This window comes from Bradyrhizobium valentinum, assembly GCF_001440405.1.
Classification (GTDB): domain Bacteria; phylum Pseudomonadota; class Alphaproteobacteria; order Rhizobiales; family Xanthobacteraceae; genus Bradyrhizobium; species Bradyrhizobium valentinum.
On record NZ_LLXX01000026.1, the window covers coordinates 24,334 to 43,306 of the forward strand.

Consider the following 18,973-nt stretch of genomic DNA (forward strand, 5'->3'; position numbering starts at 1 on the left):
AAATGCAACCTGGGAGGTCGCCTTGTCCGAAAAAGCCGCAACTGCTTCCGCCACGCGCGCGCCGTCGTCCAAACGGCTGGAACCGCTGCGCCACGTCGATGCCGGCGTCCTCAGCATCGCCTATTACGAGGCCGGTCCCGTCGATGGACCGGCCGTGATGCTCATGCATGGCTTCCCCTACGACATTCATTCCTATGTCGACGTCGCGCCGCAACTGGCAGCCCAAGGCTGCCGCGCCATCGTTCCCTATTTGCGCGGGTATGGACCGACGCGATTTCGCGAATCCGCAACGCCGCGCTCGGGCGAGCAGGCGGCGGTCGGCGCCGACATGGTGGCGCTGATGGATGCGCTTGGCATCCGCCGTGCGGTGTTCGCGGGCTACGACTGGGGCGGTCGCGCGGCCTGCGTCGGCGCCGCGTTGTGGCCGGAACGCTGCATCGGCCTCGTATGCGTCAATTCCTACCTGATCCAGGACATCGCCAACGCCATGGCGCCGATGCGCCCCGAGCGCGAGCTGGCGCTGTGGTACCAATACTACTTCCAGCTCGAGCGCGGCCGCGCGGGACTAGCCGCCAACCGGCGCGAGATCGCCAGGATATTGTGGAAGCAATGGTCGCCTAGCTGGGCGTTCGACGATGCCGGCTTTGAGCGAACTGCAATGGCCCACGACAATCCCGATTACGTCGATGTCGTGATCCACAGCTATCGCCACCGCTTCGGTCTTGCCGAGGGCGATCCGCAATATGCTGAAATCCAGCAGAGGCTGGCGGCGTTGCCTCCGATTACTGTGCCGTCAATCACGCTTGATGGCGCCGATGATGGCGTTGCCCCCGCGACCGACGGCGCGGCCAGCGCGCCGAAATTCACCGGCCGCCGCGTTCATCGCGTGGTGCCGGGCGCCGGGCATAATCTGCCGCAGGAAGCGCCCGAATCGTTTGCCGCGGCGGTGATGGAGCTGGTCAAGGCGTAGGTCGACTTTGCCGCATGGCAAGGCGTGCCGAAAGCCGTCATCCTCGCCGCGCAAGTCCTCTTCAGAAGGACAGAATTTTACGGGGCGGAATTCCATGGCGAAGCGTCACGTCTTGTCCGCGATCCTGATCGCGTCGACCGCTGTCATCACGTCGGCTGCGGCCGAGGAATTCCCCAGCCGTCCGATCACCTGGGTCGTGCCGTTCGCGCCGGGCGGCATCACCGATACGACGTCGCGCATCGTCGCCGAAGAAATGTCGAAGACGCTTGGCCAGTCGGTCGTGATCGACAACCGTGCCGGCGGCGGCGGAGCCGTCGGCACCGAGCAGGTGGCGCGCGCCAAGCCCGATGGTTACACGATGATCTACGGCACGCAGGGCACGATGGCGGCCAATGTCACACTGCGCAAAAACCTGTCCTACGATCCGCTGACGAGCTTTTTGCCGGTGCATCTTGTTGGCGAAAGCCCGAACCTGTTCGTCGCCTATCACGAGGCGCCCTACAACTCCGTGCCGGAATTCGTCGCCTACGCCAAGCAGAATCCGGGCAAGGTGACGTTCTCCTCCTCCGGCGTCGGCACCGCGACGCACCTGGTTGCCGAGCTGTTCAAGACGGTCTCCGGCGTCGAGATGCAGCATGTGCCCTACAGGGGCAGCGCGCCGGCATTGAACGACATGATCGCCGGCCGCGTCGACGTCATGTTCGACTATCCGGTCTCGGTCGGTCCGCATGTCGAGGCGGGCAAGCTGAAGGTGCTGGCAACCACCGCGCCGGACCGCCTGCGTGCCTTTCCGAACGTGCCGACCATGGCCGAACTCGGCATGAAGGAAATGACCACCCAGAGCTGGTCGTCGATCATGGTGCCGGCGGGCACGCCTGCACCGGTCGTCGACCGGCTGGCGGCGGCCGCGCACGCGGCGTTGACGTCGGAACGCGTGCGCACGCATTTCGAAAAGGTCGGCACCCGCCCGATGACGCTGCAGAAAGCCGAGATGATCCCGTTCATCGAAAAGGAAATCGTGCGCTGGCGCGACGTGATCGAGCGGGCAGGGCTGGAGAAGCAGTAGGACTAGTCCCGCCGCGGGCTGATCTTCCACGTCGCGGCGAGGATTGCCGCGGTCATCGCGCCGCTGACCACGGCGGCGATCGGAATCGTGACGGCGAGCGCCGCGGTCGCGGCCCAGCCGATCGAGCAGAATGCTTCTGCAAATGTCGCAATCCGTGACGACGTCTGTCGGCGGCGGAACTGGCTGCGCTTGGCCTGCACGCGGAACCAGAGCTGGATCGCGGCGGCGGAGACGGTTGCGACGATGACGCCGAGCGCGGTGACGATCGCCTGCGTCACGGAGGCAAACGCGAGTGCCGCGATCAGCGGCGTGAAGATGGCGCCGATGGAGATCAGCACCACTTCGACCTTGGCGCGGATCACGCGCGACGGCGGCAGCGGCGCGCTCGCAACCAGGTCGGCGGCGTCCTCGCCCGATATCGTCAGCCAGGCGAGCCCACCGGCAAGCTGGCCCGCCGCCATCACGATCACGGGCGTGATCAGCACGATCGCGGCCGAGCTTTCGGAAAAACTTCGCCACAGCAGCAGGGCTGGCGGCACCAGATACAAGAGTTGCATCAGGCTTTGCGACAACAGCCACGGGTCACGCCACAGCAGCAAAAACTCCTTGGCACGCAGCGCCTGTTGCCGCGAACCGCCGCGAAATGCGGTCGCGCGCGGCCCGCGACGGACGGTCCGGGTGGTTGCGGCGACGCTGACGGCGGTGTCCGCAAATTTCGGTGAGAAGGTTGCCATCACGGCGCCGAGCAGCACGAGCCCGCCGGCCAAAAGCCACGACAGCACCATGCCATCGCCGATCGCCGCACGCGCCGGCCACCACAGCGGACTGCCGAGCGCAGGCGCATAGGCCGCCGCGGCATCTGAGGTCAGCACCGCAAAGCGAGACAGCGTGCCGTAGGAAAGGATGGCTGCGACCTGGAGTGCGATGACGAAGCCGGCACCGATGACGGCAGCCACGATCTGCGCGACGAGGCGGGTGCGGTTCGGGCCGATCAGCCTGAACAGCGCGACCGTGATTGCGATCGCAACGGCCGCGGCCGAAAGGCCAATGGCGACGACGACGCCGAACGCCGAGAGCCATCTGATGCCGCCGCCGATCACGAGAACGTCGACGAAGGGCGTCGACAGCAACAGCGCCATTCCGGTGACCGACAGCGCGATCGCCGCGATCCGCACCGAGAACACATTGGCGAGGTTCGCCGGTGACGACATGATGAGGTCGAGATCGGCGCGGGCGTAAAACACCCGCGTCACGGATTCGATCGCCTGCGACAACATCAGGGCCCAGGCGAGGAAGATGGTCGCTGTGATGACGATCAGCTCGGGCTTGCCCGGAGCTTGCAGATCAGCGAAGCGGCCGATCACCGCATAGGCCGGCAGGTGCATGATGGCGACAAAGGCGATCAGGGCGATGATGGCGCGCTTCCGCCTTCCGCGGCTGCCGGTCACCATCGCCAGCCATTCGCGCCAGGCCAGCCGGATCTCGTGGCGGGCAAACCAGGTGAGCGCCGCGGCCGAACTCATGCGGCCGCCGCGTCGGCGTCGACGAGTGCGATGAACATGTCCTCAAGGCTGGTATCGCCGCGGCCATTCTGCTGGCGGAGCTCAGTGAGCGTGCCCTCGGCCACCAGCCGGCCCGCGGCGATGACGCCGATCCGGTCGGCCATCCGCTCCGCGACTTCGAGGATATGCGTCGTCATGATCACGGTGCAGCCGGAACGGACTCGCTCCTGCAGCAATCCCTTGACGTGACGCGCCGACAGCGCATCCAGCCCGGTCAGCGGCTCGTCCAGGATGATCAGCCGCGGATCGTGAACCAGCGCGCCGGCCAGCGCCACCTTCTGGCGCATGCCCTTGGAAAATCCCTCGCAGCGTTCGTGCAGATGCGGCTCCAGTCCGAGCGACGCCAGAAGCTGGTGAGCGGAAGTTTCGGAAGTTGCGGGATCGATGCCCCACAGGCCGGCGACGAATTCGAGATATTCCAGCGGCGTCAGCTTGTCGTAGATCATCGGCTCGTCGGAAACCCAGGCCATGATCTGTTTTGCGGCGACGGGATCGGCGAGCGCATCGACGCCCAATATGGAGACCGAGCCGGCGTCGGGCTTGAGCAGGCCGGCGACCATGCGCAAGGTCGTGGTCTTGCCGGCGCCGTTGGGGCCGAGCAGGGCGTAGAACTCGCCGGTGCGGACCGTGAGGTCGAGGGCGTCGACCGCCGGGCGGTCAAAACGCTTCGTTAACCCTTGCACTTCGAGCGCCGATACATCTGACTTCATGACTTCAGGGCGATCCGGTTGTTCATCGCGGACCATGAACCGAAGAACTTTCGGCGCGGTGAATCTGGTGCACCAAATCGCGCCGACCCCCGCAACTTCCCGGGCTGCGGCATTTCTCCTCAATTGTTAACGGCGCGGCCGGCAGCGCTTTGTTGACAGGGCTCGGCGCTTTGGGCTCAATGCAGCGGGACATATGCGGCTGTCGGCATCGTCGATGCCTGGCAGCGTGTAGACACAAGATGCGAAAGAGGCGATCGACAGAATCGCCCGGCATCGGGGAGGGAAATGATGCTGGACTTCGTTCAGCAGCTCGTGAGTGGCATCGCGCTCGGCTGCGTCTATGGCCTGATCGCGCTCGGTTTTGTGCTAATTTACAAGGCAACCGAGGTCGTCAATTTCGCCCAGGGCGATTTGATGATGCTGGGCGGATTTTTCGCCTTCACATTCATCGGCATGCTTGGTCTCAATTACTGGCTTGGATTCGCCGGTGCCGTCATCGCCATGGCCGCGTTCGGCATGCTGGCCGAACGCGTCGTCGTGCGTCCGATCCTCGGCTATCCGCAGTTTTCCATCATCATGGCGACGATCGGGCTCGGATACTTCCTGCGCTCCGTGGTCGGGATGATCTGGGGTACCGACGATTTCAAGATCGAGACGCCGTTCAGCGACGGCGTGTTGCGGATCGGCTCGCTGGTGCTGGCATACGACAAGCTCTCGGTGATCGCCGCCACCATCATCCTGTGCGCGCTGTTGTACCTGTTCTTCAACCGCACCACGCTCGGTACCGCCATGCGCGCCAGTTCGGAGAACATGCTCGCTGCCTACTACATGGGCATTCCGGTCAAGCGCGTGGTCTCGATCGTGTGGGCGATCGCTGCGGCGGTCGCGACCGCCGCCGGCGTGCTGCTGGCGCCGATCACCTTCATTCACTCCAATGTCGGCCTCGTGCTGGGCCTGAAGGCATTTCCCGCCGCGGTGCTCGGCGGCTTCGGCTCCATTCCCGGCGCGGTGGTGGGCGGCGTGCTGATCGGCGTGATCGAAAGCATGGCCGGCTTCTACCTGCCGCAGGGCTGGAAGGACGTCGCGCCCTACATCGTGCTTCTGGTGGTGCTGTTGCTCAAGCCCGAAGGCCTGTTCGGTATTCATATGCGGAAGAAGGTCTAATGCGGTTCCTCTTCAAGACGGATTACGAAGACGACATCAGACTGTTCCCGCACAGCGGCTACATCGTTTCCTACGGCATCCTGCTGGCGTTTCTGGCGGTCGCGCCGTTCGTGCTTTCCAGTTATCTGGTCAGCCAGTTGGTGTTCGTCTGCATCTACGCCACGGTGGGCGTAGGCTTGATGATTCTCACCGGCTTCACCGGGCAGGCCTCGCTCGGCCACGCCGCCTTTCTGGCGATCGGCGCCTACACGGCGGCCTATCTGCAGCAATACAACGTCCCGTTTCCGGTCTACTTCCTGGCCGGCGGCCTGTTGACCGGCGTGGTCGGGGCGCTGGTCGGATTCCCGGCGCTGCGGCTGACGGGCATCTACCTCGTCATCGCGACGATTTCCTTTGCCTTCATCGTTGAGGAAGTGCTGGCTCGCTGGGAGAGCGTGACCCACGGCAATGAGGGCATGCGCGTCAAGACCTTGAGCCTGTTCGGGCAGGCCGTGCCGCAAAACGGCCCGGCCTTCTACTTCCTTTGTCTCGGCGTATTGATCCTGACCATCATCGGCACGCTCAATCTGTTGCGCTCGCCCACGGGGCGCGCCTTCGTCGCGATCCGCGACAGCGAAACGGCGGCGCGCAGCATGGGCGTCAACGTCTCGCTCTACAAGGTGAAATCGTTTGCGATCAGCGCAGCGATCACGGGACTAGCCGGCGTGCTGTTCGCGCACAAGCTCTCCTTCATCTCTCCTGAAATGTTCACGCTGCAGCTCTCGATCGAGTTCATCATCGTGATCCTGATCGGCGGCACCTTCAGCCTGCACGGCGCGGTGCTGGGCGCGATCTTCCTGGTCATGATCGATCCGTTCCTGACCTATCTGAAGGACGACCTGCCCGTCATCATCGCCGGGATTGCCGCGACCTTTGGCGCCGACAGTATTACGGCCGGTAAAATTCACGGCAACGTCGCGGCTATTGCGTCCGCCAACGGCCTGAAGGGCGCGATCTACGGGGTGATCATCGTGCTGTTCGTGCTGTTCGAGCCGCTCGGTCTTTACGGTCGCTGGCTGAAGATAAAACTCTTCTTCCAGCTCTTCCCGCTCTACAAGCGCGCCACCTTCAAACGCCAGAAGATCTACGTGAAATCGGAGCGGAACCGATGAGCTATTTCCGTGCGGAAAACCTGTCTCTGCATTTCGGCGGCCTCAAAGCGGTCGATTCCGTCAGCTTCGCGGTGGAGAAGGGCGAGATCCTCTCGATCATCGGCCCGAACGGTGCAGGCAAGAGTTCGATCTTCAACCTGATCTCGCGGATCTATCCGCCGACCTCGGGCAAGATCTTTTTCGAAGACCAGGACATCACCGAGCAGCCGGCCTACGAAATCGCCGGCCTCGGCATTGCCCGCACCTTCCAGAACATCGAGCTGTTCGAGAATGCGACCATGCTGAGCAACCTGCTGGTCGGCCGTCACAGGCACTCCAGCACGCAGCTCTGGCAGGAATTGTTGTTCCTGCCGAGCGTGCGCGCCGGCGAGAAGCTCCATCGCCGCCGCGTCGAGCAGGTGATTGAATTCCTCGATCTCGAAGCCTATCGCGACAAGCTGATCTCGGGGCTTCCTTATGGCGTCCGCAAGGTGATCGAGCTGGCGCGCGCGCTGTGCTCGGAGCCGAAACTGATCCTGCTCGACGAGCCGTCGTCCGGGCTCAACGTCGAGGAGACCGGCGACATGTCGTTCTGGATCCGCGACATGAAGACCGAACTCGGCATTACGGTGTTGATGGTCGAACACGACATGACGCTGGTCAATCGCGTCTCCGACCGCGTGATTGCGCTCAACTACGGCCGCGTGCTCGCGATGGGCTCGCCGTCCGAGGTGCAGCGCCATCCCGACGTCGTCGCCGCCTATCTCGGCGCATGAGGGTGATGCCATGAGCGCTTCCGACATCATCCTCAAGCTCAGCAATATCGAGAGCTATTATGGGCCGATCATGGCCATCAGGGGCATCAGCCTCGAGGTGCCGCGCGGCCGCATCGTGACCCTGCTCGGCGCCAACGGCGCCGGCAAGACCACCGTGCTCAAGACCATCTCGGGCATTCTCGATCCCCAAAAGGGCTCGATCGAATTTCTGGGCAAGCCGATCCAGCGCATGGAGGCCGACAAGATCGTGCGGCTGGGCTTGAGCCATGTGCCGGAGGGGCGCGAGGTGTTCCCGTTCCTCTCGGTGCGCGAGAACCTGATGATGGGCGCCTATCCGCGCAAGGATCGCGACGGCGTCGCCCAGGATCTCGATCGCGTCTACGGCTATTTCCCGCGGCTGAGGGAGCGCATCAACCAGCCGGCCGGACAGCTTTCCGGTGGCGAGCAGCAGATGCTGGCGATCGGGCGGGCGCTGATGAACCGTCCGACCCTGCTGCTTTTGGATGAGCCGTCGCTCGGCCTGTCGCCGATCCTGGTGAAGGAGATCTTTACCATCATCAAGCGCGTCAACGAGGAACAGGGCATGTCGATCCTGCTGGTCGAGCAGAACGCCAAGGTCGCACTGGAGACCGCCCATTACGGCTATGTGCTGGAAATCGGCCGGGTCGTGATGAACGACACCTGCGAACGGCTGATGAACTCAAAGGACATCCAGGAATTCTATCTCGGCGCCAAGGAAGAGGGTGCCCGCGGCGAGCGACGCTGGAAAAAGAAGAAGACCTGGCGTTAGAAGGTTTGGCGTTAACCGTCGCAGTCAAAAGCATGGCGTTCAGAACGAGTTAGAGCTAGATTCAGGCCCTGCTTCAAGAAGCAAGACCGGTTGCCAAGACCGGCACCTGAGGCAGGCGACAGAGGGAGGAAGAGAGCATGGCCAGACCGGCAGTGCTGACAGTCGCCGACACGATCGCGAAGAGTTTTCTGACGTCCGTGGAAACCCGCGGCGACCGGCCCGCCATCCGCGAAAAGAAGTTCGGCATCTGGCAGCCGACCAGTTGGCGCGAGTGGCTGCAGATCTCAAAGGATATCGCATTCGGCCTGCATGCCATCGGCTTCCGGCCCGGCGACGTCGCCTCGATCATCGCCAACGCAGTGCCGGAATGGGTCTACGCCGACATGGGCATCCTCTGCGCCGGCGGCGTTTCCTCCGGAATCTATCCGACCGACTCCTCATCTCAGGTCGAATATCTGATCAACGATTCCTCGACCAGGGTGATCTTCGCCGAGGACGAAGAGCAGCTCGACAAGATCCTGTCGTGCCGTTCGCGGTGCCCGACACTGCAGAAGATCGTCGTGTTCGACATGGAAGGCCTACACGGTTTCAGCGACCCGATGGTGCTGTCGCTCGCTGAATTCATGGCGCTCGGACGTAACCACGAGCAGGGCAATGAGGCGCTGTGGGACGAGCTGATCGGAAGCCGCAGCGCGAACGATCTCGCCATCCTCGTTTACACGTCAGGCACCACGGGCCCGCCCAAGGGCGCCATGCATTCCAACCGCAGCGTGACGCATCAGATGCGCCACGCCAACGATCTGTTTCCGTCGACCGACAACGAAGAGCGGCTGGTGTTCCTGCCGCTCTGCCACGTCGCCGAGCGGATCGGCGGCTACTACGTCTCGCTGGCGCTGGGGTCGGTGATGAATTTCGCCGAGAGCCCGGAGACTGTGCCGGACAATCTGCGCGAGGTGCAGCCGACCGCCTTCCTCGCTGTGCCCAGGATCTGGGAAAAATTCTATTCCGGAATCACGATCGCGTTGAAGGACGCGACCACGTTCCAGAACTGGATGTACCGCAACGCCCTCGCGATCGGCAACCGGATGACCGAGTACAAGCTGCAGGGCGATACGCCGCCGCTCTCGTTGCGTCTCGCCAACCGCGCCGCCTACTGGCTGGTGTTCCGCAACATCCGCCGCATGCTTGGGCTCGACCGTTGCCGGCTGGCCTTTACCGGCGCCGCGCCGATCGCACCGGATCTGATCCGCTGGTATCTCGCACTCGGCCTCGACATGCGCGAGGTCTACGGCCAGACCGAAAATTGCGGGGTCGCGACCGTCATGCCGCCCGACCGCATCAAGCTCGGTTCGGTCGGCAAGGCCGCACCCTGGGGCGAGGTCGCGATTTCGCCGCAGGGCGAGATCCTGATCCGCGGCGATTTCCTGTTCATGGGCTATCTGAACCAGCCGGAAAAGACCGCGGAGGCCATCGACGCCAAGGGATGGCTGCATACCGGCGATGTCGGCTCGATCGACAATGAAGGCTTCGTCAGGATCACCGACCGGATGAAGGACATCATCATCACCTCGGGCGGCAAGAACATCACGCCGTCGGAAATCGAGAACCAGTTGAAGTTCTCGCCTTACGTCTCGGACGCCGTGGTGATCGGCGACAAGCGGCCGTACCTGACGTGTCTGGTCATGATCGACCAGGAGAATGTCGAAAAATACGCCCAGGACCACGACATTCCCTTCACCAACTACGCCAGCCTGTGCCGCGCGCCCGAAATCCAGGATTTGATCCAGCGTGAGATCGAGGCGGTCAACGTCAACTTCGCGCGCGTCGAAACCATCAAGAAGTTCTACCTGATCGAACGTCAGCTCACGCCCGAGGACGAAGAACTGACGCCGACCATGAAGCTGAAGCGCAGTTTCGTGAACAAGCGTTATGCGGCCGAGATCAACGCCATGTATGGCGAGCGGGCGGTAGCGTAGGGAAACGAAAGTTCGAAGCGAGCATCAAGTAAGCGGCGAAGGACAAGAAGGCCCCACCCTTCGCTCAACACGGGCCAATAAGGAGGATATTGCAATGTCGAAATCGTTTAGGGCGTTGGGCCTTGCGGTGAGCGCCCTTGCGCTGACCCAACTGCCGGCCGCAGCCCAGACCAAGGTTACCGATCAAGGCATCTCGGCCAATGAGATCGTCATCGGAACCCATCAGGATCTGTCCGGCCCGATCAAGGTCTGGGGCGTTCCGGTTTCCAACGGCATGAAGATGGCGGTTGAGGAAATCAATGCCGCCGGCGGCATCCACGGCCGCAAGATCAAGCTGATCCTGGAGGACAGCGGCTACGATCCGAAGCGCGCCGTGCTGGCGTCGCAGAAGATGGTCGAGCGCGACAAGGTGTTCGCCATGGTCGGCCCGATGGGCTCGCCCACCGTGCTCGCATCGCAGGACATCCTGTTCGATGCCGGCGTGATGCAGCTATTCCCGCTGACGGCAGCCGAATTCACCTTCAAGTTCGATCCGGCGAAGCCGCAGGAGCGGCTGAAGTTCAACAATCTGCTGCCCTATGTCGAGAGCACGCGCGCCGCGGTCAAGTACATGATCGAGGGGAAGAACTTCAAGAAGCCCTGCATCCTGCATCAGGACGACGAGTACGGAAAGAACGTGCTTGACGGCTTCACCCAGCAGGTCAAGGCGATGAAGCTGGAGCCGGCCTCGGTCACCAGCTACAAGCGCGGCGCTTCCGACTTCAGCGCGCAGGTCGCCAAGATGAAGGCCGACGGCTGCGATATGGTCGTGCTCGGTACCGTGATCCGCGAAACCATCGGCGCGATGGGCGAAGCCAAGAAGCTCGGCTGGGACGTCACTTTCCTCGGCGCCACCCCGACCAATGTGCTGGAAGTGCCGGCGCTCGGCAAGGAAGCCGTCGAAGGCCTCTATGCGGCTTCGGGCTTCGAGATTCCATACGAAGATACGGCAAAGGGCAAGGTCAAGGACTGGCTGGCCAACTACAAGAAGATGTTCGGCTCGGATGCCAATACGCAGGCGATCATCGGCTACAACGCCGTGATGACCTTTGCGTTCTATGCCGAGAAGGCAGGAAAGGACCTGACCGGCCAGAAAATGATGAACGCGCTGGAGTCAGGCGAGCAGTTCCGCGACATCTTCAACTCACCGCCGACCAAGTTCTCCAAGACCGACCATCTTGCCAACACGATCACCCAGGTCCAGCAGATCAAGAACGGCCGCTGGGTGCTGGTCAAGGAAGGCCTGATGTTCTGAGGGAGCATCTCCTTCCACTTTCACAGCCTCAACGATCAAGAGCTGCGCGAGACGATCGCGCAGCTCTTCTTATTTTGGCTTTGCATGTCGCCCGACATCTGCCTCCGTCATTGCGAGGAGCGAAGCGACGAAGCAATCCATGTGGCTCGCAATGACGGCGGCGGTCACTTCGGCCGGATCGCGTCCGCGGTGCCCTGGATGAAGGCTTGCAACTTCGGGATATCCTCTTCCTTCAGCTTGCCGGTGAAGTCAGGCATGCCGCGGTCGCGGAACGGGCCATTGAACACGATGTCCTTCAGGTTGGTGATGCTCTCGGCGGCCACATAACCGAGATTCCTGATATTGCCGCCGTTGTCGACGCCGGGCACGCTGTGGCAGGCGGCGCAAGCGGCGACATATATGGCGGTGCCTTCAGGAATATCCTTCGGATCATACTTCACGCCCTTCAACAGGCCCTCGGTCTGGTACTTCACGAAAGCCGGCAGCGGTGCCTTGCCGTCGATCGCAAAGGTGTAGACCGTGCCGGGGCTCTGCAATTCGGTAGCGCGAATCCACTGGCCGATCACGCCGCCCCAACCGACCGCGATCGAGACATACTGCTTGCCGTCGAGCATGTAGGTCGAGGCTGCCGCGACCACGCCGGAGCCGGTCGGGCTTTCCCAAAGCTTCTCGCCCGTGGTGGCATTGTAGGCGACGAAGCGCCCGTCGGCCGTGCCCTGGAACACGAGGTTGCCGGCGGTGGTGAGCGTGCCACCATTCCACGGCGCCACATGCTCGACGCGCCAGGCTTCCTTCTGCTTGACCGGATCCCAGGCCACGAGGCGCCCGAAGGCCGGGTTCTTGGGTGGCGTGGCATTCAGCATGAAGCCGATGTTCCAGCCCGTCGCGCTGGCGAACTTGCCGGGCTCGACGGCATTGTGCTTGAAGGTCTTTTCCGGCGTGAGGTTGGTCGGCACGCCCTGCGCCGGAATATAGACAAGCCCGGTCTGCGGATTGAACGACATCGGATGCCAGTTGTGGGCGCCGGCCGGGCCGGGAATGCTGTCGTAGGCTTCGTCACTGCGCGCCTCCTTTATCTCGATCGGCCGGCCGTTGGCGTCGTAGCCGGTGGCCCAGTTCACGTCGACGAAGTTCTTCGCCGAGATGAACTTGCCGTTGGTGCGGTCGATGACGAAGAAGAAGCCGTTCTTCGGCGCGTGCAGGATCACCTTGCGCGGTGCGCCATCGATGTTGATGTCCGCCAGGATCATTGGCTGGGTGGCGGTGTAGTCCCAGTGATCGCCGGGCGTTTCCTGATAGTGCCAGGCATATTTTCCGGTATCGGCATTGAGCGCGACGATCGAGGACAGATAGAGATTGTCGCCGCCGGAGGGGCTGCGGATCTTCTGATTCCAGGGCGAGCCGTTGCCGGTGCCGATATAGACGAGGTTGAGATCGGGATCGAAGGTGATGGTATCCCAGACCGTGCCGCCGCCGCCGTTGATCCAGTATTTGCCGGCGGGATCCCAAGTCTTGGCCGCGGCCGCCATCGATTCATCCTCGAATGGCTTTGACGGATCGCCCGGCACGGTGAACCAGCGCCATGCCTGGTTGCCGGTCTCGGCGTCATAGGCGGTGACGTAGCCTCGCGCGCCGAATTCGGCGCCGCCATTGCCGATCACGACCTTGCCGTTGAATACGCGCGGCGCACCGGTGATGGTGTAGGAGTGCTCCTTGCTGGCGATGGTGTCCTTTTCCCAGACCACCTTGCCGGTGGCGGCGTCGAGCGCGAACAGCCGGCCGTCATAGGCACCGAAATAAACCTTGCCCTTCCAGAGCGCGACGCCGCGATTGACCACGTCGCAGCAGCCCTTGTAGCCCTTTTCGCGGTCGACCTTGGGATCGAAGGTCCAGAGCTGCTTGCCGGTGCGGGCATCGATGGCATGCACCACGCTCCATGAGGCGGTCTGGTACATGATGCCGTCGACCACGACCGGCGTTGCCTCGACGCCGCGGGAGGACTCGAGCGGATAGCTCCATGCCAGCCCGAGCTTCTTGACGTTGTCGGCATTGATCTGGTTGAGCTTGGAGAAGCGCGTCTCGGCATAGTCGAGGCCGATGGTCGGCCAATCCTGCGACGTCGCGGTATTGGCCTTGATCAATGCGCCATCCACGGCAGAGGTGACGGCCTTGATGTGCTCGGGCGATCCCTTGGCGGGACTCTGCGCGAGTGCCGCGCTGCAGGATAGCGTCAGGCCCAGCCCGATTGCGATCTGCGCAAGGCGCAGCGATCGATGGGAAACGGTGGCGATGTCAGGAAAAAAACGGCAAGCGGAATCAACGCGCGGTGAACGTGTCATCTCATTCCCTCCCAGTGATCTCTAGCGGATCTGCCGGAATGCTATGCCGGTGAGAAGGATCGCGTCAATCGAAGCGGGGCGCGAAATGAAAAAGAGAAAATCTGTCTCGCCATGTCTTTCACTGAATGAATGCAAGCCGGCATACCGGCTGCGGCGCACCATCGGGCACGAGCGCAAGGAAGATCAGGCAAGGAAAGCAGATTGTTGTCAGCCGTCGCCGCGCAACAATTGCGCGCCGTCATTCGTCAGTCGGCACGTTGGAATGACCGGCCCGCAGAGGTGGCCAGAGAACTCACGACGAGCGGAGCCACAGAATTCTTGCCCGAGGCGTCGGCGAGCAGAGGAGCATCGGCGTAACGCATCACGCCGTGCTGGCCGATCACGAATGTCGGCCGGAAATTTCTGACGTCGACATCCTCGACCATCGCCATGCGGCGGTTATCGAGCGTCAGCCAGCGGCCGTCCAGCCGCGCGGCAGCCACCGCATGGTCCTCACCGCGGATGGTATCGCGCAGGACCAAGATCCTGAGATCGTCGGGCGCAAGGCCGGCGCGGCGCAGAGCGACGAATTTTGCAATCGCATAGTCCTCGCAGTCGCCGCCGCCGCGCGCGAGCGTTGCGAGCGGCGACGCCCAGACGTCGATCTGGCCGTGTTGGGCGAGGTCGCTTGCCGGCCGGATGGCGAGATTGATGGCGCGGTTGACTTCGCCGAGCCGGGCGCGGCCGTCGCGCAGCCGGGCGGCATCGACGATGTCGAGGAATTTCAGTGCGACTGGCGACACGCAGCCGTCACGGTCGCCTTCGCAGAGCGCAAGCTGCACCATTTCGTCGTCGAGCCGTCGTTGCACGCCGATCCATTTGTCGTGCAGTCCGCCGCTGGAGAGTGAGGATGCGGCAAGCCCGAACGGTTCGGTCGATTGCTGGATCAGCTCCGCCCGCATAGACGGCTCGGGCGTCTCCGCGCGCAACTCGGCTGGCCCGAACCAGGCCAGGCCGCACGCGACGATGCCCGCACGCCATGCGTATGCATAGACTGGCAACCCCATCTGACACCCCTTGTCCGGGCATCGGCGGGCTTGTTCTGCCTGCTCGTGACCGGATCATTTCGGAATGGGCAGGATGGGCAAGGGTTCTTTTGATCTGTCTAAAACGATAGGGGGCGAGCCGGGAGTTTGCGAAACAGCCTGAACGTGGCCTTGCCAGTTAGAGCTAATTTTATCGATCCACTCAGATCGGCGCTCATCAGAAGCCGCTCGGATATCCCGGAAGGGCTGGGGACCTGCGCAGAGTTTGTGGTTGCGGAAGGGCCACAGTGTCACCGGAATTAACCTTGCTCGCAGAATCGCCGGTGGCGCGATTGCGACCTGTCCTGGATGCTTCGAAGGGATGACGGCTTCCAGCGGGCGGGAAATGATCGGCCTTCAGGCGGCTGTCGCTTTCCTCGGGAAGCAGCACTCGCTGCGCTGCAGCAAGGATAAAGTATTATGGCTGTTTATCTTTATGCCTCGGGAGAATTAATGCCTCGGGGGAGCCCTGCCCATTTTTCGATCAGTCCGAGTTAAATCCGGCCTTTTCCTCGCCACACTTTCGCCCGACACTTTTCCCGGACCTTTTCGGTCCTGTTGCAGACTTACCCCATATTAAGGGTATTCGCCGCCCACGTGCTTTTGTGTTCCCTACCTGCGTGTTATGAAAACCCCGCAGGAAATTTCATAATTCTTAACTATTTATATATGGTGACCAATTGAATTACGCCGGCAAATTCGGATCGGGCGACCTCGACCCTTTTTCCGGCGCGGACATAGGCCTCGGGCCTCTGCTGTCACCGCACGGCCATCTTTTGTCTTCCGACAAGTTCCATGTCGACAAGGTTTCGACACATGCACCGTCGGACGCGATAATTATTTCTGATGCCCACCTGTTGTTCCACGGCGACTTCAAGCGGTCGGGCGTCGACCTGATCCTCACCGGCGGCGACCGCGAGGTCGTGCTGCGCGATTACTTCAAGGGCGAGAAGCGTGCGGCGCTGGCCTCGCCCGACGGCGCCCACCTCACCGGCGACATCGTCAACGCGCTGAGCGGGCACACCCAGTTCGCGCAGGCCGACGGCAGCGCCAGCGTCGCGCCCGCGGTGATCGGCCATGTCACCAAGCTGACGGGCAACGCGACGGCGATCCGCAACGGCGTGTCGATCATCCTGAACCAGGGTGACACCGTCCACAAAGGTGACGTCGTCCAGTCCGGCTCCGATTCGACGCTCGGCATCACCTTCATCGACGGCACCGTGTTCGGCCTCGCATCGAACGCCAAGATGGTGCTCAATGAAATGGTCTACGACCCGAACGGGTCGGACAACAAGTCGCTGCTCAGCCTGGTGCAGGGCACCATCTCCTTCGTCGCCGGCGCCACCGCCAAGAATGGCGACATGAAGGTCGATACGCCGGTCGCGACCATGGGCATCCGCGGCACTGCGGTGCTGGTCGAGATCGATTTCGAGGTGCCGTCGCAGGGCGGCGCGCCGCCGGCGAAATTCCAGGTGCTGGTCGAGCCCGACGGCACCACCGGCTCCTACATCCTGTTCGACAAGACCACGCTGACGCCGATCGCGACCGTCAACAGGGCCGGCACGCAGACGATCATCAACGGCCAGGGCGGGGTGAGTTTCCAGTCGTCGGTGCAACTGTCGCCGGACGCGCAGAAGATCATCACCGACGTGTTCTCGCTGAAGTTCTCAGACCTCAACAACCCGAACACCAAGCTGACGACCAACTTCACCGACTCGATTGTTCCGGAAACCTTGTTCCTCAAGCTGGCCAGCAACGACGTCGTTCCGGTTACGCTTCAGTTCGTCAACATCCCGGACAGGCCGGCGCCTGCGCCCGCTCCGGCGCCGGTCGGCGGGCTCACTCATATCCCGGGGCCGCCGCAAGCGGCGGCGTTCGGTGGCGCCACTACCGAACGCGTCGATGTGACCGCGAGCTCTACGATCAACAGCATCTCCGGCATCGTCAACTATCTCGACATCAACGTCGGCGACACGCCGAGCGTCAGTGCGCAGTTTTCTTCCTTTGCCTATCAGGATGCGCAGGGCGCCGACGTCAGCGCTACGCTGACGGCGCAGCAGCAGGCTGCGATCAAGGCGGTCGAAGTGCCGCTGGTCGTGGTGCAAGACCCCAACGGCAAGAATTTCGGTACGGCGACCTGGACCTACATCGTCGCCGATGGCGCGTTCGACTTCCTCGCCGCCGGCGAGACGCTGAAGCTGACTTATCAGGCACGGGTCGACAACAACTACGCGCCGAACAACGAGACGACGTTCGTGCCGTTTACGATCGTCATCACCGGCACCAACGACAAGCCGACGATCTCCGCGACCGGCGGCACGATCACGGAGCGGGTTGGCACCGGTAATACGGTGATTGATACCGTGACCGGCACCGTCACGTTTGGCGATGTGGACCTGACCGATCGTCCGGTCGTCAGCGCGGCGATCTCGGCCACCGATCCATTCCGCTACTATGATGCGCAAGGCAACGACGTCACCGCGACGCTGACGCCGGCGCAACGGGCGGCGATCCTGGCCGTCGAGGTGCCGCTAAGCGTGGTGCAGGGGGGCGGAAACACCAACAACGGCTCGGCGACCTGGACCTACAGTATCGAGGACAGCAAGTTCGACTTCGTCGCCAAGGGCGAGAAACTGACACTTAACTACGTCGCCCAGGTCGACGACGGCCACGGTGGCGTCATCTCCACACCGATCACCGTGTCGATCCATGGCGCCGACGTCGTCGTTATCGGCACCAACGACGTTCCGACCATCGTCACGACGAGCGACGGCTTTGCCGAGCTTTCGAACACCAGCCAGCCAAACCCGACGGGCTCCAACGCGCTCCATGTCGCATCCGGCACCATCAAGTTCACCGACGTCGATCTGACCGACCGGCCGGTGGCGAGCGCCGCCTTTACCTCGTACACCTATTGGAGCGCCGCTTTCGCCGACCCCAACCAGATCTCGGTCCGTGTCGGCTTCACGCTCACGGCCGCGCAACTCGACGCCGTCGATGCCGCGCTGACGGTGGTTCAGACCGCCGGCAATACCAACAATGGCTCGGCAAGCTGGACCTACAGCGTAGCCGACAGCGCGTTTGACTTTCTGGCCGACGACGAGATCCTGACACTGACCTACACCGCAACGGTCGATGACGGGCATGGCGGAATCATCACCAAGCCGCTCACGGTCACGGTTACCGGCACCAACGATACGGCTGATATCACCAGTAGTCCGCAAACCGCGGCAATCGCGGAGATCGCCGACGCCTCCGGCTCGGCAGCGCCAGATAATGCCGATGGCGCGATCACGTTCGCAGATGTCGACTGGACTGACACGCATGCGGTGACGATTACCAAGGTGATCGCATCCGGCATCCAGACTGGTCTCGCTGACTACAATACGCAGTTCGGCTGGCTGTCGCTGGGCACGCTGACCGATTCCACCAACGGAGTGACCGGCTCGCAGAGCTGGTCGTTCTCGGCGCCGGACAGCTACTTCGATTATCTCGCCGCTAGCGAGACGGTCACGCTGACCTACACGGTGGAGGTCGACGACCACCATGGCGGCATCACCTGGCAGGATGTCGTCGTCACCGTTAACGGCAGCAACGACGCGCCCGAAATCGCTGATATAGCGCAGCGGAGCCTCACCGAGCAGACCGACACCACGGCGCTGACGACGACGATCCCGGTCACGTTCACCGATCGCGACCTCTCCGACACCGGACACACCGCAGCTATCACCGGCGTGCTGGCATCCGGCACCACCACGGGCCTTTCGCTCAACGCGGCGGCGCTGATCGCACTGGTCACGCCGGGCTCAGTGACCAAGGCTGCCGGTTCATCCTCCGGCTCCGCCAACCTTTCGTTCTCGGCCTCCTCGACGGCGTTCGACTACCTGGCGAAGGGCGAGGTCCTGACGCTGACCTATACGGTCGCAATCAGCGATGGCGATGGCGGGGTGACGCCGAAGAGTTTTGTCGTTACCGTCACCGGCACCGACGACGCGCCTGTCATTGCCAACATCGTGCAAACGAATCTGGCTGAGCAGGCCGATACGTCGGCGTTGACGGTGACGATCCCCGTCGCTTTCACCGACGTCGACCTGACCGATGTCGGCCATACCGCAGCCATCACCGGCGTGGT

At 62.8% G+C, this 18,973-nt stretch carries 13 protein-coding genes; 9 read left to right on the forward strand and 4 right to left on the reverse strand.

Going from position 1 to position 18,973, the window contains the following annotated elements; all coding sequences use genetic code 11:
- The first annotated feature begins 85 nt into the window (after positions 1 to 85).
- Entirely contained in the window at positions 86 to 970 is an 885-nt protein-coding gene (locus CP49_RS03925; protein WP_197423014.1) for an alpha/beta fold hydrolase, read from the forward strand.
- Between the two features lie 94 nt (positions 971 to 1,064).
- A complete protein-coding gene (locus tag CP49_RS03930) occupies positions 1,065 to 2,036 on the forward strand; it encodes a Bug family tripartite tricarboxylate transporter substrate binding protein (RefSeq protein ID WP_057848992.1) in 972 nt (323 codons plus the stop codon).
- Between the two features lie 2 nt (positions 2,037 to 2,038).
- Here the strand turns inward: CP49_RS03930 and CP49_RS03935 are convergent, their stop codons facing one another.
- Positions 2,039 to 3,559 (reverse strand): hypothetical protein, encoded by a 1,521-nt coding sequence (locus CP49_RS03935; RefSeq protein ID WP_057848993.1) that lies wholly within the window; start codon positions 3,557 to 3,559, stop codon positions 2,039 to 2,041.
- Positions 3,556 to 4,308 carry an ABC transporter ATP-binding protein gene (locus CP49_RS03940; RefSeq protein WP_057848994.1) on the reverse strand — a complete coding sequence of 251 codons (753 nt, stop codon included), beginning with the start codon at positions 4,306 to 4,308 and terminating at the stop codon, positions 3,556 to 3,558. Before CP49_RS03940 ends, CP49_RS03935 begins: the two co-directional genes overlap by 4 nt.
- 288 nt (positions 4,309 to 4,596) lie before the next feature.
- On the opposite strand from CP49_RS03940, the gene CP49_RS03945 reads away from it, so the two are divergent.
- The 6 genes from CP49_RS03945 to CP49_RS03970 all read left to right on the forward strand — a co-directional run bounded on the left by CP49_RS03945 (position 4,597) and on the right by CP49_RS03970 (position 11,438).
- Positions 4,597 to 5,472 carry a branched-chain amino acid ABC transporter permease gene (locus tag CP49_RS03945; RefSeq protein WP_057849044.1) on the forward strand — a complete coding sequence of 292 codons (876 nt, stop codon included), beginning with the start codon at positions 4,597 to 4,599 and terminating at the stop codon, positions 5,470 to 5,472.
- A complete protein-coding gene (locus tag CP49_RS03950; protein ID WP_057848995.1) occupies positions 5,472 to 6,623 on the forward strand; it encodes a branched-chain amino acid ABC transporter permease in 1,152 nt (383 codons plus the stop codon). Before CP49_RS03945 ends, CP49_RS03950 begins: the two co-directional genes overlap by 1 nt.
- On the forward strand, positions 6,620 to 7,378 hold the full coding sequence (locus CP49_RS03955; protein WP_057848996.1) for an ABC transporter ATP-binding protein: 759 nt from the start codon (positions 6,620 to 6,622) through the stop codon (positions 7,376 to 7,378). The genes CP49_RS03950 and CP49_RS03955 overlap by 4 nt, the downstream gene beginning before the upstream one ends.
- A gap of 10 nt (positions 7,379 to 7,388) precedes the next feature.
- Positions 7,389 to 8,168, forward strand: coding sequence for an ABC transporter ATP-binding protein (locus tag CP49_RS03960; protein ID WP_057848997.1), 780 nt, complete (start codon positions 7,389 to 7,391; stop codon positions 8,166 to 8,168).
- Positions 8,169 to 8,305: 137 nt separating this feature from the next.
- Positions 8,306 to 10,144 (forward strand): AMP-dependent synthetase/ligase, encoded by a 1,839-nt coding sequence (locus CP49_RS03965; protein WP_057848998.1) that lies wholly within the window; start codon positions 8,306 to 8,308, stop codon positions 10,142 to 10,144.
- 94 nt (positions 10,145 to 10,238) lie between these two features.
- Positions 10,239 to 11,438: an ABC transporter substrate-binding protein gene (locus CP49_RS03970; RefSeq protein WP_057848999.1), complete on the forward strand. Its 1,200-nt coding sequence runs from the start codon at positions 10,239 to 10,241 to the stop codon at positions 11,436 to 11,438.
- Between the two features lie 164 nt (positions 11,439 to 11,602).
- Here the strand turns inward: CP49_RS03970 and CP49_RS03975 are convergent, their stop codons facing one another.
- Positions 11,603 to 13,777, reverse strand: a complete 2,175-nt coding sequence (locus CP49_RS03975) for a PQQ-dependent dehydrogenase, methanol/ethanol family (protein WP_082645858.1) — start codon at positions 13,775 to 13,777, stop codon at positions 11,603 to 11,605.
- 245 nt (positions 13,778 to 14,022) lie between these two features.
- On the reverse strand, positions 14,023 to 14,823 hold the full coding sequence (locus CP49_RS03980; RefSeq protein WP_057849000.1) for a transglutaminase-like cysteine peptidase: 801 nt from the start codon (positions 14,821 to 14,823) through the stop codon (positions 14,023 to 14,025).
- A 698-nt stretch (positions 14,824 to 15,521) separates the two neighbouring features.
- Here CP49_RS03980 and CP49_RS45755 point away from each other — a divergent pair.
- The coding region (locus tag CP49_RS45755) for a VCBS domain-containing protein (protein ID WP_057849001.1) at positions 15,522 to 18,973 on the forward strand (3,452 nt) is incomplete at its 3' end.